Here is a 21,635-nt window from a genome sequence, read left to right as displayed (position 1 = left end):
AGAAAAGAACAGAGTACAAACACCGAACTCCTAGGAATCAAGTCTTTAGTGGACTTCGTCTAAAGGCGGGCTTAACTTGCATACGGATCATATGAAGTGCTGCTCACTGTTAGTGAAGAATGGTAAAATTTAATAGTCATTGAAGTCTATAGAACCGATGAAAGCAAGATCATTTTTATGGAGAAGGTTTATATGGAGCGAAAAATCAGAATGGATTTGTTATCAGATTGGCATGATGAAATGATTAAAGAAATGATTGAGGAAGGTCTCCAGTTTTCTCAAGATTCATCCAAGGATTCGTTGATAATCAAGTATTTTGCTTATTTACGAAAGAAAGGCGGACAAATCCCACGTAAGGTATATAAATCGAAGGAATTTAACTGCCCACCAAAGCACGAGAAGGGGCTGGCAAATCTGATTCACAAGCTTGAGACCGGGGAAGACCTTGCTCCGTATCTTAGTAAGCAAGTTAAGAAGCTCAACCATGACGGTATGTTTAATGATTGGGGGGTACTACATTTTCATCTTGGGGAGAAAATGGAAGGGAATAGCAAGTATATCGAGCGTACAGGGCCGTTGCTCTATGCTGTACTAAGAGAAAATGCAGCCTATCTCATAAACGTCTTGGAGCACCAAAACTGGACAAATCGAGACATACTTCAAACCATATATCGCAACTGGCCAGAATTGATTAGTCCATATAAAATTGCTGGTGATGTAAGGTTAGCTTATAATTACACAGAAAAGCAACATCAACAGTTACGAAATGCCGGAGTAGTTGTCATGGTGGAATTGGAAGAAGAGAACGGAGAAAAGTTTGTTGTTGCGCCTCCTGGAATGGGAATCGTCACATCCGGACATTCCATGAATGATGTTAAGCTCTATCAAAGAGAAGCTAATTTACTTCGTACAATTGAAGATCAAATAAAGAACGATATCATTTCCATCGAACAGGCGATGAAAGAGCAACAAATGGCTACTCCAGAAACTTATAATTTTAAGTTAATCCATGAGGATGGTAAATGGAAAGTGAGAGAAGAGAATACAGGTTATGTAATCAATTTTGAGACTTAAGGTAAAATATAAAAAAACCATAATTTCCTAGTATTTTTATGGTAATCTTACTATACTAGAGGGGTTAACGAATCAATAAGGGATTGCTGTCCAAAGGGGTACTTTCCCACATATGACGCATATGAAGTGCTGTTCACTGTTAGTAAGGAGAGAAAATTAAATAGGATGTATTGGCGATTGCAGTAGAGGGGCGGCTATGATAGTCGCTCCTTTTTAGTTGCATTTAGCATTACTGATTATTATGTTGCATGAGTGGGGACTTGATTGCATTGTTGGAACTTTGTCTAGTATCTTCTTGGCTACATTATGTATTGTGTTCATATGTCGAATTATTGTGTATTTTAAAAGTATTCTATCTTATCCTATAATACACGTATACACATTAAGTAGGGGGAATCTTATGTTAGTTTACCTAATCAGACACATTGATCGAAGAGAATTCATAGACCACAATGAAAATTTAGAAAGCGATGCAGACTTCCAAAAGCCTGCCACATTTTTAACTGTTAACCGTGCTAAAAGGGTAATTGATAATTTATTTCTCCCAGAAGATTACGAAATAGTAGAGTCGAAATTCATTTACTTAGTAATAAATATCGCAAGGGAGAAATGGTTAAACCTACAACATCATCCTTTTGTTTACAGTTCATGGTTAGAAGAAACAGGAGAACGCCAAAAGAAAGATCGTGTACATGTTATGATTGAAACTTTACATATGTATGAAGTTAAGTTGTGGCGTTATTACCATAATAGGGGTGCAGATCCTATCGCCATTAGAAGGCATGAACCACCTGAGAAGATACTAGATCTCGAACAAGTAATAGGGTTATGCAAAGAACTTGATACTATACCTAAACCGCTTACTTACATGAAAGGTCAACCAGTTTGGTCGAGTATACAAATAGAGGAATTTCTATCACGTGAGAAAAATAATCTTCGTCAGAAAAATGAGTTGAATCAGGAAAATGAGTTGAATCAGGAAATTGAGGCTTAGCCACCTTTCATAGGTGGCTCTTTTGTTGAACTAGGGATTAGAAGAAGGCAACCGATTGTTTCCTCAGATGGAGAGGTTTTGAAGATAGTCTTTCTTTATAAATGATGACCCACTAGCGAATAAGATGGTTTTATTCTAATTAACAAGCGTAATCGTTCTTGCCTTTACGGGAGGTCGGGCTGACTTGCATGTACGCACATGATTAGTAGGTACTTTTTACAATTCACAGAAAAATTCATGAGTAAAAAAGATAGCTCTATACCGTGGAAAGTTGGCAGGGCCTGAAACAAAGAAGTGATGAATCAGTGTACTTATTTGCTACCTTATTAGTATGGTATACCTGAGAGTATTTACTTCCAATACTTTTATTAATATTGGAATTTTTAACCTGTTTTTCTTTGAATGTTCTTTGGTATAACCCACATTTTAGCTAGATACCATCGTATCTAGAGACAAATCCCTGACCTTCGCTTTCCCTCATTTTTCTGAAAAATAATTCAATTACCTACCAAATAACACCATAAATTTTTAGATCCTTGTACACAGTATCGTTAAACATCGAGATTAAGTACTCATATTGAATGTGAATGGTGGGTGCAGTGCAGTCAGCCTCCTGACAATAAAAAGAATGGAGTGATTGAAACTGTGTAACGACGATTGTTAACGGTCAAAGAGGTATCACAATGTCTAGGTTTAGACCCGCAAACAGTCTATACGTGGATAAGAAATGGAAAGATTGCAGCTATCAAACCGTCTGACTGTATGATTCGTATTGCTGAGACGGAACTTGAACGCTTTATGAAAGGAGTTGAGTAACATGGCAATTATCGATAATCGTACGGTTTCACTGTCCGAAGCTGCCTCTATGATGAGATAGGGGCCGTTAAGCTTGGAGAAAGTATCATTAGGATTCCTGAGAGGGAGTTGTTCTATTTCTATGCTAAATCGCAGATGGATGGTGAGTGGCAATGATGAATGTATGGACAGTGGAGCGTGTTGCTCGTTCGTTGGGATGTAGCCCCCAGCAGATCAAGCGTTGGTGTGACTTAGGAGACCTCTCCTACTACACTGATACTACAGATCGTTTAGTCTCTCGTTACTCTTACCGAATCATCGAAGAAGATTTATTGAAATTCTTGGGTTGTGAGACCGTGGACGAATTTAAGAAATTACAATATAGATAAAGTATGACCTGTCCTTAATTGGGCAGGTTCTTTTTTTATCGCAACCAAAACCTAAGTTATCTCGATTATTAAATTAGATTAAATTAAGGGGGAAATAACATGATAAATTTTGATGCAATTCATAAGAAACCTATTAATTCCTATGCTCACACTACAGGTTTCACTCGTATGTTGAACGTAATACAGCAATGTGACCGTATCGGTTCATCATACAAACTTCTAGAAATGATTTTGAATGTGCATAACACGAATGTAAGTAAGAACATATCGAACCCATATTCTGTGCGTATGCATAAAATTATGCTGAGGAAGGCTTTAGGTTATTGCACTGAGAAGACAATACAGGATCAAGCTAATACCTTAGTTCAACTAGGGCTACTTGAAAAATATAGAAAGGAAAATGGGGAGGATGGCAATTTTATTTTTACGTTGAGTGAGAAGCCGTATGAGAGTCCGTACATCCTTCTTAGTGAAGCTGAGTACTATTTCTTGGAAGTATATCAACCAGAAGAAAGGAGGGACATAGGAAAAGTATTTAAGGTTTTGAAAGATGCTTCTAAATTATTGGGAGGGCAGTATGTTCAGTTGCTGTACCAAGCGAGAACGCAGGAGGAGACCGACAGGGTGTTGGCTGATTATATTGATGCTTTGCGGCAGAAAGTCGAGGCGGAGGGGATTGTATTGGATGGGAAGCGGAAATCTTGCTCAAAGGAAAGGATTATATTGGAAGGTAAGCAGAAATCTTGTGCGAAGAAAGGGAGTGATTTAGGAATTAAGGAATCTAGCGAAGAAGCAAAGAAAGCGTTTTTGGAATTCATCAAGGGTTCCAATAGTGACGAGTACGAGTAATGCATCGGAAAAAAAACTTCTTTGATATAGAGAATAATTTTTCCGATATGGGGAATAAAATTTCTTTTTTGAAGAAATAGTCTTCCTTGTACCAAGAAAATACCTTCTTGGTAAACCAACAATAAAGCTAGATACTATCTAGGGATTTAGGATGTCCTAACAAATATATAAACAAATTAAATAACAAATGAATAAAAAATGGAGTTGATCTTGGAGATAGATGACGTAGTTGGGGGGGAGTTTATTGAACAAGTTTTACATTTCTTGCTTAAGGTTCCGCCGGGGGCGGCTGTTCCATAGTCCCAGAAAGCAAAAAGCCCTCCGTGGTGGCTCACAGAAGGCTAGGCAGTTAGAAGGAAGGGGATAGGGAGTAATCCCGCCCCGCCTGTCCTCTTATTATCTACTTCCCTATTACTCGTAAATGCTTTAAAGGTGCTAATTCTTTTTTGTAGGCATCCACTTATGTCCACAATTCATACAACCATTTACAATCTTGCTTCTTCCAACGAAGCCGCACAGGATTGCCACAGGAATAGTTAGTGTACTGAGTAAAACGAAGATAATTGCTATCACCTGATAAGCATCTTCATTTCTTTCCATTAAAAATGAACTTAATGCAATACAGGCAAGCGCTCCTCCCCCCATGATAACTAACCATAAGAACATATTTAGGAAGCTATATCCCCGTTTGTTTGCTACTACTTGAGTAGACTTACACTTTCGGCAAGCTACAGTATTGCTAGTACTTGTTGTAGATGTTCTTTGTACCTGTTGTACTGTTGCCTTCATGATATCCCTCCGATATATCTAGTAAAGTTGTCATGGATATTTTAGCATACCGATGGTTCAGTAACCATAAAATGTATTTCTCTTTCTTCTTTCGTATCATTCAATTTTTTTCGCAACGAATCCCGTACATACCACGATCATTAATACAAATGGACAAACGGGAGGGAAACAACATGGAAGTAGAGCGTACATTTGTGGGTGACCAGACGTTTATTAGTTTATTTATTCCATTACTTGACAATGAAATAGATCGGATTATAGAACAGCAATCCAACTTGGAGTATAATGGAAGTAACGCCAATACATCTCATAGTGAAGGAGTTGCGTAGCTGTGAGATGTGCAGTTTACATTCGAGTATCAACAAACAGGGAAGAACAGAAGTCGTCATTGGAAAATCAGAAAGATCTATTCTATCGTTATATTGCGGACAAAGGATGGGATTTGTACGATTTCTATGTTGATGTGGAGAGCGGAACCACTGACAAGAGGGAAGGTTTGAAGCGACTGATAGCGGATGCAGAAGAACGTAAGTTTGATGTCATTCTAGCAAAAGAACTTTCCCGACTAGCAAGAAATGTGGGACTTGCTTCAAAAATCAAGGAGATTGCAGCAAAAAATCGTATAGACATCATTACCCTTGATAATGCAATTAACACAGTAAATGGTGACCAAAATTTCTTTGGTCTGTTTGCGTGGGCTTACGAACTTGAAGCACAACATACTAGTCGGAGGGTAAAGGACACTTTCCGAACTAAGGCAAGTCAAGGAGAGTTCAAGGGTTCTGTTCCCCCCTACGGTTACAGAATTGTTGGCGGCAAGGGAGAGCGGAGAAGACTAGAACTTGCTAAGGATGATACACCAAACGTGGTTAAACGAATCTTTCGTATGTACCTAGAAGGAAGAGGATTTGACGCTATTGCACGAGCCTTGACTCGGGAAGGTTATCCTACACCTGCGCAGGTAATTGGAAAAGCAAATGCAGGGCTGTATTGGCATGGTTCGTCAGTTAAACTCATCCTAAGCAATCCTCATTATGTAGGAGACCTAGTACAAGGAAGACAGACAACAAGAAGTGTAACATCAAAAGTTCGTGAGGAAGTTCCCAAGGACAAACAAATTATTGTCCCTAATGTCCACCCTGCAATTATCTCAAGAGAAGACTTTGAAGCGGTTCAACGATATATGCAGGGACGAAAACAACAACAGGCAAAACCAAAGGCTAAGAAACATCTGTTTACCAACTACCTTTATTGCGCTGATTGTGGTAAAAGTTTGTGGTATGTCCAACATCGCAAAGGATATGTCTGTGGCAACTATTATAAGCATGGGAGACATGCTTGTTCCCAACATAGCGTCAAGGAGAAGGAACTTATTGACGTAATCCTTCATGACATTAAGTGCATGGCTACTCCCTTTAACGATGACTTACTCATTAAGCGACTTGAGTTGAAGACCAAGGAGGTTAAGCGACAGGCGGAAAAACAGATTCAGACCTTGACACAGCAGATTGAAAAACTGAAGGCTGAGAAGAAGGAGTTCATCCGACTGCTTGCTAGTAGAAGTATTACAGAAGACGATTATAAGGAGATTACGGAGGACAACAACAATAAGATTATCGAACTGCAAAACAAGCTTCGCAACTTGTTATCCGTTCGTAATGTTAATGATGCTGAGATGCTTGTCAAACTGAGACAGGAATTGAAGCAAATAATGTCCTTCGACAACCTTACTCCTGAGATGGTTCATCGTTTGGTGAACAAGATTGTAGTCAAGGCGGATGGTTCGGTGAACATTCATTACAAGTTCACCGCCACTGCCCTTATATAGGGCTTTTTATCAGTGACCAGTATACAAGCCATGTGGAGTGTGTAATATTGATGGTAAGAAGGGGAGCCGAGAGTTAGGCTCCCTTTTGTATTGGATTTTTGAAATTGTAATGGATGGTGATTTCTCCATTCGCCGACACTTCTACACGGTCAATGAGCCTGTGCAGGACGTGCCGTAGCGTTTCTTCATTATCGAACTGAAGGTTGATAAAGCGCTGAATTTCAGCTTGAAAAGCGTGTATGTTTGCTTCTGTGTCAATCTCTTTAGCAAGCATATCCTCTAATGTGCGCTTCTGTTGCTCCAATGCAATTTGTTCATCGTTGATGATTTGATACTGTTCCTCATAATCGCGCTGAGTAATGACTTGGCGGGACAATAAGCGAAGCAGTTCCCTTTTTTCAGTTTGCAGGGAATGGATTTCTCGTTCAATCCTTTTTAATTCTTCCATCGCTCCGAGCTTCTTTGTCCCTGCCCTTTTCAAGGCGATATTCAGTAAAGCATTCATGTTTATAGAATTGGTCGCCAAGTCCCGTAGGTCAGACAGCACCTTATCCTTTAGGTCATCATGTTTGATGTAGTGGGACTGGCATGCTTGTTTGCCGTTTTTCTGATAGGTGGCGCAGACATAGCCTTTTCGGTCGTTTTTGTAGTTCATCCCCGCGCCGCAGTCCGCACAAAACGCCAATCGTGCAAAAAGAGACTTTTTCCCACGGCCTCTAAAGATTTTCTCCCCCTTTTTACTGATCTTCTCCTGCACTTCTTGAAACTCTTCCTGTGAAATGATGGCGGGGTGGGAATTCGGAATGATAATCCATTCATCCTGATTGTTCAGTATCCGCTTTTTGTAGCCCTTCTTCTGCAAAAATATCTTGTCTTTCCCGTCCGTCTTGGAACGTCCCTGTACCAGATTCCCCGTATAGTGAGGATTGGTCAGAATCAATTTGACCGTTGAGTATTGCCATTTGTCGCCTGCATTTTTTGCTCCAGCTACCGCCCGTGGGGTGGGGATTTTATTAGCAGTAAGATAGTTTGCGATCTTCTGCATTCCCCATCCTTCCCGCAAATAAAGATCAAAAATATGTCTGACCGTCTGCGAGTGAATCGGATGCAGTTCTAATTTGCCCTTCACTTTTTCATAACCGTATGGGGGAAGACTGCCGTGAAATTTGCCTTCCCGCGATTTGACGGAAATCCCAAACTTCACACGTTTGGAAATGGTGTCGCTTTCCTGTTGAGCAAGCGCTGAATAGATGGCTAGCTTGAATTCTGCTCCATCGTCAAATGAATCGAAATTGTCCTCAACAGACATGACCCGAATCCCAAAACTCATGAGTTGTCTGACCAAGAGAATCGAGTCCACCGTATCCCTTGCCCACCTTGAAACGGATTTGATGAGAACAATCTCAAATTTTCGTTGCTCTGCGTCTTTCATGAGTTTTTGAAGCTCTACACGTTTGACCGTACTTGTGCCGCTTTTGCCTTCATCCGCATAGGTTTTAACCAATTCCCATCCTTTTTCCCGTATGAAGTTTTCAAAGAACGTCAGTTGATTTTCCAGACTGTCCAATTGACTTTTCATATCCGTGCTGACACGGGCGTAAATGGCACACTTCATATTTAGCCCCTCCTAAGAGCCTCATACGAAACGTGCTACCAACAATCCAGTTTGATATTAATGCTGGATTTTTCGTTTGTGACTTCGTATCAGGCTGATAGGGGGATGTTCACATTTTGAAGTTTTTTCTTTTGGTGATTCACCCCACCCGATGCCTAGAAAAAGCAACTTTTCGGTTGGCGGGCGGAGTGGCTAAGAAATATCCCGATGGAAATTTTCAAGAAGTCGTTGCGGAGGGAAAACAATATGACGCAAAGAGTGTTTAGCAGTGAGCAAACATTGCAGGAAGTGATGGAGCTATTGATTTGTACGATCTTTGCAGTTGAGCAAAGTTCAGAAACGGACTGATTACGAAAAATGTTTTATTCAAATTGGATTATTCGCTAGTGACTTCGTATAAAGCTGATGAAGGACAATTATGCAACAGCTTGTTAAAAACTAAATATAGCTTTTTACGTGGTTTTTCGGTAGCACACGTTAAAGAACCGGCCCGACTCATCATCGGTGTATCGTGCGTTAGAGGCACATTGCCTTTTCCCAGATACCACTCAATGAGTGGTCCCGTCGTAGTGCCTAATTGGCAGGGAATCTTGACAGAGTGATGGAATGATGCCATCCACGCAGTAAAGCTACACCTGGGTGCGTCTGATGTCTCGTAGGCTCTGGAAACCTCATCCTCACATAGCTTAGTTCATTCCCCTTTTTGCAAGGGGGAATGCTCTGTGTTCCTATCTTCACATAGCCCCCGCCTGCGAAGCGGGCGAGGGGAGGTTGAGGTAGTTTTCATATGACAATGCTTATAACAATGACAATTACAGTCATACAGTAACATAAGCAGTTGACATTCAATTGATCAGTTTAGGAATACGGTTAGACAATCAGCTATTTATCTGGATAGTCTTACTCCCATCTCCCCCGCCGCCTCCCCCAAAAATCTACTAGTTGAATATGACATAGCTTCATCATCTCTATAACTTTCAAATTGTGGTGTGTGGTGCAGATATCTGCATTTTTACACTGAACAAAACACAACGATTCACTAATAATTGATGTATATTAGTGAATATCAGGAATATTTGTTCGTTATTGAAGAAGGAGTATACTGGTTCTTAAAACTAACTGGATAGATATGATTTGAGGTGAAAAAATGAAACAACTTACAATAGTGGATCTAAGAGACATAATATTTTCCTCTCTTGCTAAAACAATATCAATACATCGAAGTTCTAAAAGAGCACAAGGAATTGAAACGCCTAATGAATTTGAAGAGGTAACAGAAGAAGAAGTCGACGAATTCATTACTCATAATGAGTTATTTGACTTTGAGCTGATAGAGCAACTAAGCGATCCTGGTTTACTTGGATTTGAATCTAGAATTGTTAGAGTTAATGATGAATGGCTTAGAGAATTTAAGGAAAATGTTCAGAATTGGGCACATTCAAACGCTTGGTTGGGGGCTGATAGTTCTTTAGTAGAATGGGTATACACTCAGAGGGTTCCCATAGAATCTGAATTATGGATTCCTAAGAATGAAAAACCACTATGGGTACATTCTTCACCCACATGCCTTATTCTGGCTAATCAATTATTGAAAGAAGGAAGGCTTCTTTCCGAGATGGGATGGAGGCAATTTGAAGAACTTATTGGAATACTTTTAGAAAAAGAAGGATGGAAAGTTGAAGTTACTCGTCAGTCACGAGACGGTGGAATTGATGTTATAGCTTATAAAAAGGATGAAACAATTGGAGAAATAAAGTCAGTTTGGCAAGCAAAAAAATATGGGCCTTCTAACTATGTAAAGCTAAGTGAAGTCAGGGAATTATCAGCTGTTAGAGAAGATAGTCGAGCAACTAAGGGAATTATTGTAACTACAAGCAGGTTATCTAAAGATGCAATTGACTGGATTAAAAGAGATCTTTATCGACTTGACTATAAAGATCATGAAAAATTAAAAAAGTGGATAATGAATACGGAATTCTAGTCAATAAACATTAAGAAATCTCTTAGTAAATTTATAACTATTGAACTACAAAAATATGGTACAAATTATAATGTGTGGAGGAGATGATGATGATGAATAAAAAAATAGGCCGAAATGATCCATGTCCTTGTGGTAGTGGGTACAAATATAAGAAATGTTGCTTGAATAAAAAAGACGATGATAATTTTACTAATCCATTAAAATTTCCAGAAAATTATAAGACTATTAGAAAAGAAGCTAGATTAAAACAATGTCTTCATCCAGATAAGGCTTCTTGTTCTGAAAAAATAATCAATGCACATTCTATTCAGAATAATAAAATACTAAAGCGTATATCAAGCAATGGGTACGTTTATATGCCTTGTCCCAAACCAGACAATCCATTTGCTGTTATAACAAGATGGGGGAGAAAAGAAGCAACCGTTTTTACTGGTTTTTGTAATTATCACGATAAAACGGTATTTCAACCCATTGAAGACAGTTATTTTGATAAAAGTGAACTACATATTTTCTTATATACTTATCGATGCTTTGCTGTTGAATATCATAAAAAACAAGAAGTTATTAATATGCAAAAAGCCATATTTAAACGGAAACCATCATTAATAGGTATGTCTCATCATGATGATCCATTTGGAGGTATGAAATTAGCGTTTGAAGATTTTCAACCAGTTAAGCAAGTATTTGATAATGCATTACTCACTGGTAAATATGATGTTTTATCAAGCGTAATTTGGGAGTTTCCCATTTCCGTAAAGTTTGCAGCTTCTGGTTTTGAAGCACCAAGCACAGATTTACAAGGCAAAAAAATTCAAAATCTACTTGGTACAAAAACATCTGCAAAACATATTTTTATAATGGTTTTTCCCGAGGATAATAAAACTTATTGCATCATTTCTTGGCTTAAAACAAATGATAATTTCTTTTCTGAATATCGAAGACAATTAGAAAATATGGACATGCAACAAAGAAAAAATTATATAAATAACACACTTCCAATCATTAGTGAAAATATTGCGATCAATCCTGAAGCGTGGGATAAATGGGATAAATCTAAAAAAGACGAATTTGGTGCTTTAATTTGGGGGCTATCCGATTTATCTGAGCTAAACGGACAATTTTTTAATCGCTTAGAAGCACCTTTATATGATTTGTTTTCATTATAATATTTATATTCCAATGTTCTCTATCATGGATTGATTAGTAGCACATTCCGCATAGGCTGTCCTAATTAACTACTTCACACATGTGGAGTGTGTCTCGAAGTTAATTCTAAAAAAAGAAGCAGGAAAAAATTAATAATTTCCTGCTTCTATTTAATTTTCGGGGCGGCAAACCGATAATGAATAATCGGCGTACCGTCCTCTTTTACCTCAATCCGATTAATAAGCCGATGCAGAATTTCTGGTGTCAATTCATCGAAGTTGAGAAAGTGAAGTAATTCTTGTTTTAGTTTTTCAATGGTTTCAATCACATCTTCACTTTCCAATAATGAAAGAAGTTGATTTTTCTTTTCCATTAATTCAGTTAGTTCTTTGTTATTTGCTTCAATACTATCTTGATATTCCTCATGGGTAATGATTCCATCAGCTAACAGGTTGATGTATTTTCTTTTTCGATTTTTTAGAACATCAATCTGTTTGTTAATCTTATCGATTTTCTTTTGATAACCAGCTTTTGAATATTTATATACATTCCAATTGACAGTTTAACAGCCAATACGACGTAGTACTTGTTCTGGACAAGATTGTGTAAAGTCTAAAAATCGCTGAACCGCCTGTTCAATCTCCGATTGATTTTTGTGAAACATGTTTGAAATGACACTATCTTTAAGCCAGCGCCAAAGCTTTTCAATTGGATTTAGATTGGGTGAATACGGCGGCAAAAACAATAAGTAGAGTCTCTGATGATGCTCTTTTAGAAAAGGACGAAGGAGTTTGGCATGATGAATACGAGCATTATCGATGATCATAATGACCTTCTTGTTGGCATGGCGCTTCATCACTTTCTTCAAGAATTCCAGAAAAGAAGCGGCATTACAGGAATCTGCCGTTGTACAGAATATGTCGCCGGTTTGCGTATCTACGGTTCCGAATAAAGTCACCTGAGCGTGATGACCGTATGTTGGAATCTGCTTCTGTTCTCCTTTCGGAGACCATGTAGCCCGAAGGGCTTGATACGAGCGAACATGGGTCTCGTCTTGTGCAAGCAGTACCGTATTTTCGTCCATTACGTTTTTTTTTATCATCTCTACCTGGTGTACAAACGCCTGCTGTTTCTCTTTGTTTGCTTTTGCCAATACATACGTTGTACGCTTCCAACGCAATCCTAAGCGATGAAGCATATCCGCGATACTGGAACGTGACATCGTAACAGAAAACCGTTCTTCGATCCATTTTTGAAGCAGGCGGGTATCCCACGATTGAGACGGTTCAATCCCTTCCTGTTCCGGTGTGCTTTCCAATATCACTTTTTTCACCTCCATTTGTTCTTCTGGTGAGAGATACGGTTGTTTTCCCGGAGGGAAATTACGCTGAAGAAGTTCAGCTATCCCACCTCGATTAAACATCTTAACATACGTAGATACAGACTGGCGACAAATGCCCAGTACTTCTTGCAGCTTTTACCGTAGAAAAACCTTCAAGAATCAGCCGAACAGCCGTCACACGCTGCCGAAAAAAAGCATCAGAAATCGCACGCTCTCCCTTTCGTAACGCTTCACTCGTAAATCCGTGAGTGTTTGTAATCAGTGATTTTTTCATAACATAATCCGCTCCTTATCATTGTGATGATAGGAGCCAGTATTGCCAAATAACCGTTTGTTAAACCCTTAATCGGTAGCTATATAAATTAGGATGTAAGGAAATAGACTTATTTTATGACTGATGGCTTCTGAATCATTAGGTTTTACAATGTTATATTATATAATTAATTTTTATGTTTAAATTTAATCAAAATTGGAAGAGTAAATTTTTAAAAAAATAATTAACTAAATCAATTTCATAACTTGGAGCCTTAGAGCCCCAAGGGTTTCAGGAGCTTAAAAAAGTAGCACCTCCCCAAGTTTTACTTACAAACATGTGTTAAAAACTCGATAATCCCTGTAAAAACGCAGTTTTTAATGGGTAATTATGAAATTGATTAAACTGTAAATATATTAAAAAATATGGAATATTTTTCTCTTCCGATATATAATTACAATATATGTAATTGGAAATTTTAGGAGGTTATTATTATGAAAAAAATTATAAAACTTGGGCTAGCAACGGCATGTATATTGACCGTACCTTCAGCATCTTTAGCATGCGCTGTAAAAGACAGTGAAAGTTCGACAACTCCTGCCATTTCAACAAATTCGCAAGATGAAGGAAAAGAAGTAGATAACAAGCTTTTGTCAGTGACATTAATAGACGATGCTTATCATAAGGGAAGGGATTCTTTTGAGAGGACATTTACATGTTCGCCAAGTAATGGGACACTTCTAAATATACATGTAAAAAATAAAGGTTCTGGAAAAGTGAGATTAAAAATATACCATAATGGATATGAAAAGAGGAATATACTTATTGACCCAGGTACATCTACAACAGAACCGTTTTCTAATATCAATGGAGTAGGAGGGAATTGGAAAGTGTACGTAACTACTGACGATGGACACGAGATGGATATCTTTGTCCGTGCAAGACAATCTTAAAGAAACAATTAAAGTGCTCTGTATGGTCTTACCCCTGTCAAGTAGCCAGTGTTAAAAAAGCCTATATTTTTATGCGTCCATTTTTTCCCGATATTCGATCGGCGACAGATAGCCGAGTTTTTTCTGGAACCGTTCACTGTTGTAAAAAGTAATATATTGCCCAATGGCTTGATGAAGTTCGTCCATTGACGTACACTTATCCATGTACAACTTTTCTGTTTTGAGATGCGAAAAGAACGATTCGATGCAGGCGTTGTCTAGGCAGTTTCCTTTGCGAGAGTGGCTGCCCACCATGCCCCACTGTTCGATTCGTCTGTTGTACGAACGAGACGTGTATTGGAAGCCTTGATCGGAGTGGATCATGGTTCCAGTCACGTTTCTTTTTCTTTTTGCTTTATCCAATGTATCCAGGACAAGCTTGAGGTCATTTCGTTCGGAAATATGATAGGCAACAACTTCGTTATTATATAAATCCTGTATGGCAGACAAGTAAAGAAACTGGTTTTGGAAAGGAAGATACGTAATGTCGATTACCCATTTTTGATTTGGTGCTTCTGCCTTAAACTGGCGTGCAAGAAGGTTTGGGTACACTACGGATGGTTGTTTGCCAAAGAAACGTCTCTTCTTACGGATCACCGACCAGAAGCAATCTTACATTCAGATCAGGGTGTTCATTACATGAATCCAGCTTATCAGAAGCGGAGCATAGAACTTGGTTTGCCCCCCTCCATGTCTCGAAAGGGAAACTGTTGGGAAATGCCCCAATGGAATCCTTTTTTGGTCATATGAAGGACGAGTTAGACTACTTAGATTGCATAAGTTTTAACGAGCTCGTTGAGCTCGTGTCTGACTATATCTATGACTACAACTGCCACCGCTACCAGTGGACATTAAAAAAGATGACTCCAAATGAATATCGGAGTCACCTTCTCAGTGTATAGGTTCTTTTTTTAGTGTCTACTTTTAGGGTTACAGTTCACAAAGCCCCTTCTAGGGCTTTTTGTTTTTTGTATTTTTAATGTTCTTCTTATGTTATAAAATAGAACAAAAATAACCCGGCGTGGCCGGGATGTTTTGTACATATTTTATTTTTAAGTAAAGCGTATTCCTAACCACGTAGACAGAATAATTAAAAACAACAATAAGTTTCCTACTTTTTTTGGTTTTTCAATATAACGTATAAGGAAAATAAGAGAGGCTAATAATGCAATGGTGTTAAAATGTTGATTTGTTCTTATAGCAAAAATAATAAAACCTACAAGCACAACAGTTATTGATAGTTCAAGAAATAAAAATAACGGTAAACGATTTTTATAAGGATTAATAAACATATCTATCCTCCTTCAGTCTAAAAATAAAAAACACATCTGTATATTTCAAAAATATACAGATGTAATTTAAGTTTTTTAATAATTTTACAACAAATAACTTGTCTACTAAAATATATAAATTGAATCTACTTAACTATTAGGTAAATATACCTTAAATTCAATGCTTTTATGAGGCCCGCTATATTTTTTTTTTCTGGCTGAATCTGTATAGAAAGTTGTTTCTGTATATTGATACCAATTGTCAGTCATTGGATTTTTCTCGTATAGATCATACGCATAATAAGCATCCGGAATATTGTCACGAAGCATTTTAGATAAAATATTAGTAATAACTCCAACCCCTAATTTAGTGTATAGACCTATTAAATAACTTGCATACTCTATACTATCTTTATTAACTTTTGTATGCCCTGTTAGGGTTCCAACATATTTGTAACCTGGAAGTGCTGTAAGAGCAAAGTTGCTTTTTGACTGATTGCTTTGCTGACGTTCCACTTTCAAGGGTAATATTTCTCCGTTAAATTTTACCTCTCCACTATTAAAGTTAAGTTCCATCTCACCAGTTTTTCCATCCCATTCAGTGAAAGTACGATAGATTCCTTTTTCTTCTACTGCCTTATCAAGTTTTACATACTTTGATATTGGAGCCGTTTCCTCTGCATTAGCAGCAAATGAAGAAACAGGGGAACCTAAAACCATAGTTGCAACTACCGTTCCTAAAATTGCTTTTTTGTAGTTTCTCATATTTTCTTTTAATACTTTGTAATATTTCATATACAGGATTGAAAAAATGACAATCGCTACAATCGTCGTAGGAAATAACATGTTTGCTACTCCGTTCTATCAAGAATATAAGGTCCAGACACCGCTCAAAACTCATTCCCATATCTATTGCTTCGTCAGCAATCTCGCCAAACGAGATAGTCGCCTATTCCTCGTGCCTTTCCATACAGCACTTCTTCCCTGTATCGACAGGAAAAATATGTTTTTGTTTTTGATTCTATAGTATCGTGAATATAGAATAAAAGGATAAAAAAGGGAGAGTTAGTAGTAGATATAACGGAAGATATGGAGACCTGGGAGGAGTTTTCTTTGAGAAAGTATCTACTTATCGTTCTTTTCCTTTTACTTTCTGTATTTCTCACAAGGTTTGTGTTAAATAGAGAATATTATCCACCATTGCCCATCTCTTCTATAAATAAAAGGGAGGCTGTTTCACGGCTTGAACATTCATCTGAAACCATCGTAAAAATAGCGGAGGAAGACGGTTATGAATGGTACATTACAAGAATGGAGCAAGGGAGAGGATATAAGAATGTGACGCGAATGGTAAGTAAAAATGGTTGGACATTGAAGAATAGAGATGGAAACGGATTCTTCTTTATGAAGAAGGACCGGACTATCATTGTAACGACACAAATGTGGACAGGAAATTATATTCTCTGCAAAATACCGAATGAGTGGAGAAGTAAGTAACTTATGGAGAGAATGTCTTTATGGTTAGCTTTAATGAGTAACAGATTCTTATTTTTCCTTTCATTCTCTCAATATTTCGAGAAAAATAAAGTCCTGACATAAAAAACGGGATAAAAAAATCGAAAAAAGCGGGATTTGTAGCAAGAGTTTATTTATTCTGGACATAGTTAGGATGAAAAAAAGAGAAAAAAACGAAAACATTTTTTAGAGAAATGGAATGGTTTTCTGTTTCTCTTTTTTTCATAGGGATAAGGGAAATATGATTATTGAATGGATAGTTATTAATAAAGGCTAAAGGCTTTTTTCACAAAGATTGTTGTTTGTAACGTAAAATTTTTTACTGAGCTAACGGGCAGTATTATTCAGATAAAGGTATTTTCAAAACTACCCATTTATGCTATGTTAAGAGACAAAATTTTTATTAAATTTGGAGGTTGGTATGGGAAATTTTTATCTCTTTGTCATCACATCGATCTTACTTATTATTCTTCCTGGTCCCGATACTGGATTAGCCACGCAAAACACTATTGCTTACGGAAAAAAAGGAGGAATCAAGACGGTTTTAGGCATTTCTACAGGGCTTATCATTCATACCTTAGCAGCAGTTTTTGGTCTTTCCGCCATTATCGTTAAATCCGCACTATTGTTTTCTATTTTTAAATATGTTGGTGCAATCTATCTCATTTATCTAGGTATAACATCATTGTGGTCTTTAAAGAAGAAAAGAGAAGTTTCATCGAATGATGATATTCAAGCAAAATATCAGAATAAATCTCCATTTCGCCAAGGGTTTCTAACGAACCTCCTGAATCCGAAAATAGCTATCTTTTTTCTTACTTTTCTTCCACAATTTTTAACTTCTGGGAGTAACCCCTTTTTGCAATTTCTTATTATGGGAATCACTTATACTGTTTTAACCATTATTTGGTTTTTACTGTATGTGAATTTAATTGATTCTATTAGTGTATGGATGAAAAAAACATCTACACAGCGTGTCATTCAAGGAATCTCAGGATTGGTTCTTGTGGCTTTTGGAATCAAGCTTGCTCTAGAAAGAAGACCATAGTTAACATAATTAATCGACAACCTATTTCTAACCAATTTAATTAGTTGTTTTTTATTTACCATTAAAATCATTGGTTAACATCCAAATGATTATTCAACTAACAGGAATCAATTGCGAAATAAAAGTCTGAGAACGGTTCAGCCACTTGTAATATCCGCTTCGGGAAACCTGAAACACCCGGCACATCTTCTTCACCCGAAACGTGTAGCGATGTTGATGAATAAAGGCAAAAATTATCGCTGGTCTTTGGCGAAGATGTTTTTAAGATGGCATTCTCTTCTTCTAGATCACGAATTCGCTTTTGAAGCTCGGAGAACTGGTGATTTTCGCTTCGGAATTTCTGCTTGCGTAGACTCTTGTTTCTATCATAAATGTGTGTCCACTTTTTAGTTTAACATCATGAGGGTAAAAGAACTCAGCATGACTGAGGAAAAAGGTTATAAAATTGTACAGTCCAGAAAAGGATTTGGGGGAATTTGGTGTGGGGGAAACGAGCCTTACGCTGTCTTAAACAAAGAAAAACGAATCACTAGGCACTGGGTCGGGGTATTGCATATTATTTCACGGAATAAAACCACATAACATTTTGGCGTAACTAAGAGCAATATGGTATTATGAACTAGAAATCCTGGAAGAAAGAGAGCAAACTTTAGATGAAGCCAATATTAACCATTTCAGATTTAATAGCCAAGGCAGAAGAGTTCTGTAAACTTGAGTCGCAAAAGCAGAATTCTTCATTATTTGGAATTACCGACGGAAAAGCAGTTGGTACATATGTCGAACACTCTTTCCAACAGTTTTTACAAGATTCTTTTACTATAGAAATTGGAAATTCTGCCAAGGGAATCGACCTCCCTTCAGAGTCTATAAATACTGATATAAAGGTTACTTCGATTAAACAACCTCAATCTTCTTGCCCATTTAAGTCTCCAAGAGAAAAAATCTACGGGCTTGGATATAATTTATTACTTTTCGTTTATGATAAAAAAGACAATCCTTCAACTCAAACAACTACATTAGATTTTGTAAGCTGTGCTTTCATCGATAAAACTAGAACGGGTGATTATCAAACTACTAGAGGTATTCGGCAAATTCTCGAAAACGATGGTAACGTGGATGATTTGATAGCATATTTTTATGATAGAGCATTGCCAGGTGATGAAATTATTTATCAAGGGCTTGCCGAAGAAATTCTAAGTAATCCTCCCGTACAAGGATATTTAACTATATCAAATGCTCTTCAATGGCGATTGCAGTATAAACGAATAGTTGACATACCTAAGAATAAAGTAGAAGGAATAGTGAAGATTATATGATTCAAAACAAGCGTATCTTACTGGAGTCTTCTACTCAAACTAACATGACTATTACAGACATTAAGGCTTATAACGATACAATCTATAAAGAAACGGGTATAGTTGATTGCTTTACCTCTGTTGACGATTTTATTGAGCATGATAAGTTTGCAAATGAAGAACTGCTACAGGGTGGGAGGGAGTTTGGTGATTATCAAACTCCTCCACATCTGACTCATCAAATCTGTGAATACTTGGTTAGAAATTACAACTGTAATCCTACTATTGTTATTGAACCTACTTTCGGGAAAGGTAACTTTATAAATTCTGTTTTAGATTTTTTTTCTAACATAAAAAAGATATATGGTGTTGAAATACAAAAAGGATATGTTTGGTATTGTAAGAAAACCTTACTGGAGAAACAAAAATTTTCAAACCAAAAACCAGATATTTATTTATACCACGATGACATTTTTAGTCATGACTTTGATAAGAGTATTTTTAACTCTAATGAAGAGGTTTTAATTATTGGTAACCCTCCATGGGTGACTAACTCTGAACTTGGTACTCTTGATGCAAAAAACTTACCAAATAAAAACAACTTTAAAAAACATAAGGGATTAGATGCATTAACAGGAAAAAGTAACTTCGATATTTGCGAGTATATTATCCTGCGGATGTTAGAGACGTTTTCCAATGTTAATGGCACACTTGCGATGCTTTGTAAAAACTCGGTAGCCAAAAAAATCGTTCATGATCTTCCGAAAAGAAGATTTAACATAACTGATATTAAGCTACTAAATATAGATGCCAAAAAAGATTTTAACGCTGCAACTGAAGCCTCATTGTTTGTTGTTAGACTTGGAAAGCCATTAACAGACCAAGTTTGTAAAACTTATAAGTTAGACGAGCCTGAAAAACTTATCTCTACTTTTGGGTGGTATAATCATAAATTTGTATCCAACATTGATAAGTATAAGCGTTCCTACCTTGTCGATAATCAATGCCAATTTGAATGGCGGTCTGGTATAAAGCACGATTGTTCTAGCGTTATGGAATTAGACACGAAGGGAAATAAGTTGACTAACAAATTAAAAGAGATTGTGGATATCGAACGCGACTTAGTCTATGACTTACTTAAAAGTTCTGACCTTAAAGCAGGGATTTTCTCTGATTCCGTTAGAAAAAAGGTGATTATAACTCAAAAGAATATTGGAGAAAGTACCGATTATATAGAGAAACAATATCCAAAACTATGGTCTTATTTACAATCCCACAAAGATAAACTTGACGCAAGAAAGTCAAGTATCTATAAGGGAAAACCCAGTTTTTCAATTTTTGGTATAGGTGATTACTCGTTTTTACCTTATAAGGTTGCTATCTCTGGGATGTATAAAAACTCTCATTTTACCTTTATACAGCCAATTAATAATAAACCTGTCATGCTAGATGATACATGTTATTTCCTTTCTTTTAACGATTACAATACTGCGATCTTTACCTTCGCAGTATTGAATAGCGAAGTTGTAAAGGACTTCCTTTCAGGAGTAGTTTTTCTTGATGAAAAACGTCCTTACACCAAAGATTTATTGATGCGAATTGATTTGTATAGGGCGACAGAGCAGATAACATTTGATGATATTTTATTAACACTTAAACCTTTTTCTGACAAAATAAATTTGCATAACATATCATCAGAGGCATATCAAGATTACATTGATTTATTGAAAAATAAAGCCCTCCTTCTCTAAGGAGGGACTTTATTGTTAGAGCAAATGCATTCCTTTAAGAAGGTTTTCTGGTAATCAAAATCCTTGCAGCATGGCGATGGGGAATGCCACTGGAATTACAATCAAAAATCATTTCTTCAGTAAAAAGTGTTTCCCAATCCACATAATAATTTTGTAATTCGTTTCTTTGATAGAGGTATTCATTTTTTCCCCAGTCGGGTGCAATTTCAATGTCAGGATGTTCAATGAAGGCAAATAATACATTCAGTCCATCAGGTAACGTGTTTTCTTTAAAATGGTTAAATTGTTGCATCCTATTCCTTGGATGGATGTATTGTAATGTTCCAATGGAATAAATGATATCAACACTGTGAGGAAGAATAAAATGATTTACATCTCCCTCAACTGTCCGAATCGTTGTATTCATTTCACTCGCTAATTTCTTCGCCTTTGCTAATCCAGCAGGTGCAACATCCATAGCTAAAACATCAAAACCATGCTTAGCTAGGAACACACTATCCCTGCCTTCTCCTGCACCGATATCAATCACCTTTTTGCCATGGATTTGGTCTTTAGGTATGTAACCCAAAATGCGCTGCGCTAATGTATTCGGCTCTTTTCCCCAGTAGTATTCCTCTTGTGAATACATTTCCTGTAATTGTTCTTTGTCCATTGTAAATTCCTCCAACCCTTTATGTTCGTACACTTTGAATCATAAAGGTTTACGTA

Annotated in this window: 21 protein-coding genes and 3 pseudogenes; 14 read left to right on the top strand and 10 right to left on the bottom strand. The window is 37.1% G+C overall.

Going from position 1 to position 21,635, the window contains the following annotated elements; all coding sequences use genetic code 11:
• Positions 1 to 192 precede the first annotated feature (192 nt).
• From ACH33_RS15770 to ACH33_RS15760, 4 genes are all read left to right on the top strand, one after another.
• Positions 193 to 1,074, top strand: a complete 882-nt coding sequence (locus ACH33_RS15770) for a hypothetical protein (RefSeq protein WP_057899859.1) — start codon at positions 193 to 195, stop codon at positions 1,072 to 1,074.
• 400 nt (positions 1,075 to 1,474) lie between these two features.
• On the top strand, positions 1,475 to 2,068 hold the full coding sequence (locus tag ACH33_RS15765) for a hypothetical protein (protein WP_057899858.1): 594 nt from the start codon (positions 1,475 to 1,477) through the stop codon (positions 2,066 to 2,068).
• A gap of 657 nt (positions 2,069 to 2,725) precedes the next feature.
• Positions 2,726 to 2,884, top strand: a complete 159-nt coding sequence (locus ACH33_RS20605) for a helix-turn-helix domain-containing protein (RefSeq protein ID WP_082706104.1) — start codon at positions 2,726 to 2,728, stop codon at positions 2,882 to 2,884.
• A gap of 467 nt (positions 2,885 to 3,351) precedes the next feature.
• Complete coding sequence (locus ACH33_RS15760) at positions 3,352 to 4,101, top strand: hypothetical protein (protein ID WP_057899857.1); 750 nt, start codon at positions 3,352 to 3,354, stop codon at positions 4,099 to 4,101.
• Between the two features lie 435 nt (positions 4,102 to 4,536).
• Here ACH33_RS15760 and ACH33_RS15755 read toward each other — a convergent pair whose 3' ends face one another.
• A complete protein-coding gene (locus ACH33_RS15755) occupies positions 4,537 to 4,890 on the bottom strand; it encodes a hypothetical protein (protein WP_057899856.1) in 354 nt (117 codons plus the stop codon).
• Between the two features lie 173 nt (positions 4,891 to 5,063).
• On the opposite strand from ACH33_RS15755, the gene ACH33_RS19500 reads away from it, so the two are divergent.
• The gene (locus tag ACH33_RS19500; RefSeq protein WP_156424098.1) at positions 5,064 to 5,219 is read left to right on the top strand and encodes a hypothetical protein; all 156 of its coding nucleotides are present in this window, start codon (positions 5,064 to 5,066) and stop codon (positions 5,217 to 5,219) included.
• A gap of 2 nt (positions 5,220 to 5,221) precedes the next feature.
• The gene (locus tag ACH33_RS15750; RefSeq protein ID WP_057899855.1) at positions 5,222 to 6,718 is read left to right on the top strand and encodes a recombinase family protein; all 1,497 of its coding nucleotides are present in this window, start codon (positions 5,222 to 5,224) and stop codon (positions 6,716 to 6,718) included.
• Positions 6,719 to 6,791: 73 nt separating this feature from the next.
• Here the strand turns inward: ACH33_RS15750 and ACH33_RS15745 are convergent, their stop codons facing one another.
• On the bottom strand, positions 6,792 to 8,333 hold the full coding sequence (locus tag ACH33_RS15745) for a recombinase family protein (protein WP_057899854.1): 1,542 nt from the start codon (positions 8,331 to 8,333) through the stop codon (positions 6,792 to 6,794).
• Between the two features lie 1,147 nt (positions 8,334 to 9,480).
• Here ACH33_RS15745 and ACH33_RS15740 point away from each other — a divergent pair.
• Positions 9,481 to 10,314, top strand: a complete 834-nt coding sequence (locus ACH33_RS15740) for a restriction endonuclease (RefSeq protein ID WP_057899853.1) — start codon at positions 9,481 to 9,483, stop codon at positions 10,312 to 10,314.
• A gap of 83 nt (positions 10,315 to 10,397) precedes the next feature.
• A complete protein-coding gene (locus ACH33_RS15735; RefSeq protein WP_236781907.1) occupies positions 10,398 to 11,480 on the top strand; it encodes a YecA family protein in 1,083 nt (360 codons plus the stop codon).
• Positions 11,481 to 11,626: 146 nt separating this feature from the next.
• Here the strand turns inward: ACH33_RS15735 and ACH33_RS20205 are convergent, their stop codons facing one another.
• From ACH33_RS20205 to ACH33_RS20200, 3 genes are all read right to left on the bottom strand, one after another.
• Positions 11,627 to 11,833, bottom strand: a complete 207-nt coding sequence (locus tag ACH33_RS20205; RefSeq protein WP_057899851.1) for a DUF4368 domain-containing protein — start codon at positions 11,831 to 11,833, stop codon at positions 11,627 to 11,629.
• A gap of 189 nt (positions 11,834 to 12,022) precedes the next feature.
• Positions 12,023 to 12,883, bottom strand: coding sequence for an IS630 family transposase (locus tag ACH33_RS18845; protein WP_236781906.1), 861 nt, complete (start codon positions 12,881 to 12,883; stop codon positions 12,023 to 12,025).
• A gap of 1 nt (position 12,884) precedes the next feature.
• Positions 12,885 to 13,076 carry a hypothetical protein gene (locus tag ACH33_RS20200; protein WP_057899850.1) on the bottom strand — a complete coding sequence of 64 codons (192 nt, stop codon included), beginning with the start codon at positions 13,074 to 13,076 and terminating at the stop codon, positions 12,885 to 12,887.
• 473 nt (positions 13,077 to 13,549) lie between these two features.
• Between ACH33_RS20200 and ACH33_RS15715 the strand changes: the two genes are divergently transcribed.
• The gene (locus tag ACH33_RS15715) at positions 13,550 to 14,008 is read left to right on the top strand and encodes a hypothetical protein (protein WP_057899849.1); all 459 of its coding nucleotides are present in this window, start codon (positions 13,550 to 13,552) and stop codon (positions 14,006 to 14,008) included.
• A gap of 69 nt (positions 14,009 to 14,077) precedes the next feature.
• Here the strand turns inward: ACH33_RS15715 and ACH33_RS15710 are convergent.
• Positions 14,078 to 14,647 (bottom strand): annotated as a pseudogene (locus ACH33_RS15710) (IS3 family transposase); the annotation flags it as partial.
• Positions 14,648 to 14,653: 6 nt separating this feature from the next.
• Here ACH33_RS15710 and ACH33_RS20195 point away from each other — a divergent pair.
• Positions 14,654 to 14,949 (top strand): annotated as a pseudogene (locus ACH33_RS20195) (IS3 family transposase); the annotation flags it as partial.
• 150 nt (positions 14,950 to 15,099) lie between these two features.
• Here the strand turns inward: ACH33_RS20195 and ACH33_RS15705 are convergent.
• On the bottom strand, positions 15,100 to 15,339 hold the full coding sequence (locus ACH33_RS15705) for a hypothetical protein (RefSeq protein ID WP_057899847.1): 240 nt from the start codon (positions 15,337 to 15,339) through the stop codon (positions 15,100 to 15,102).
• 129 nt (positions 15,340 to 15,468) lie between these two features.
• The gene (locus tag ACH33_RS15700) at positions 15,469 to 16,113 is read right to left on the bottom strand and encodes a hypothetical protein (protein WP_139185043.1); all 645 of its coding nucleotides are present in this window, start codon (positions 16,111 to 16,113) and stop codon (positions 15,469 to 15,471) included.
• A 318-nt stretch (positions 16,114 to 16,431) separates the two neighbouring features.
• Here ACH33_RS15700 and ACH33_RS15695 point away from each other — a divergent pair, with 318 nt between their 5' ends.
• Both ACH33_RS15695 and ACH33_RS15690 read left to right on the top strand, forming a co-directional pair.
• On the top strand, positions 16,432 to 16,815 hold the full coding sequence (locus ACH33_RS15695) for a hypothetical protein (RefSeq protein ID WP_057899845.1): 384 nt from the start codon (positions 16,432 to 16,434) through the stop codon (positions 16,813 to 16,815).
• A gap of 439 nt (positions 16,816 to 17,254) precedes the next feature.
• Complete coding sequence (locus ACH33_RS15690) at positions 17,255 to 17,881, top strand: LysE family translocator (RefSeq protein ID WP_057899844.1); 627 nt, start codon at positions 17,255 to 17,257, stop codon at positions 17,879 to 17,881.
• A 123-nt stretch (positions 17,882 to 18,004) separates the two neighbouring features.
• Here the strand turns inward: ACH33_RS15690 and ACH33_RS20600 are convergent.
• Positions 18,005 to 18,194, bottom strand: a pseudogene (locus ACH33_RS20600) (IS3 family transposase); the annotation flags it as partial.
• Positions 18,195 to 18,534: 340 nt separating this feature from the next.
• Here ACH33_RS20600 and ACH33_RS15685 point away from each other — a divergent pair.
• Together ACH33_RS15685 and ACH33_RS15680 are read left to right on the top strand one after the other, a co-directional pair.
• Positions 18,535 to 19,197 carry a type II restriction-modification system restriction endonuclease gene (locus ACH33_RS15685; RefSeq protein WP_057899843.1) on the top strand — a complete coding sequence of 221 codons (663 nt, stop codon included), beginning with the start codon at positions 18,535 to 18,537 and terminating at the stop codon, positions 19,195 to 19,197.
• Positions 19,194 to 20,927 carry a hypothetical protein gene (locus ACH33_RS15680; protein WP_057899842.1) on the top strand — a complete coding sequence of 578 codons (1,734 nt, stop codon included), beginning with the start codon at positions 19,194 to 19,196 and terminating at the stop codon, positions 20,925 to 20,927. Before ACH33_RS15685 ends, ACH33_RS15680 begins: the two co-directional genes overlap by 4 nt.
• A gap of 34 nt (positions 20,928 to 20,961) precedes the next feature.
• Here the strand turns inward: ACH33_RS15680 and ACH33_RS15675 are convergent, their stop codons facing one another.
• Entirely contained in the window at positions 20,962 to 21,579 is a 618-nt protein-coding gene (locus ACH33_RS15675; protein WP_057899841.1) for a class I SAM-dependent methyltransferase, read from the bottom strand.
• Between the last annotated feature and the right edge of the window lie 56 nt (positions 21,580 to 21,635).

The organism is Aneurinibacillus sp. XH2 (assembly GCF_001439585.2).
Taxonomy (GTDB): Bacteria; Bacillota; Bacilli; order Aneurinibacillales; family Aneurinibacillaceae; genus Aneurinibacillus; species Aneurinibacillus thermoaerophilus.
The sequence above is the reverse complement of the archived record's forward strand: the minus strand, read 5'-3'. Positions and strand labels throughout refer to the sequence as shown.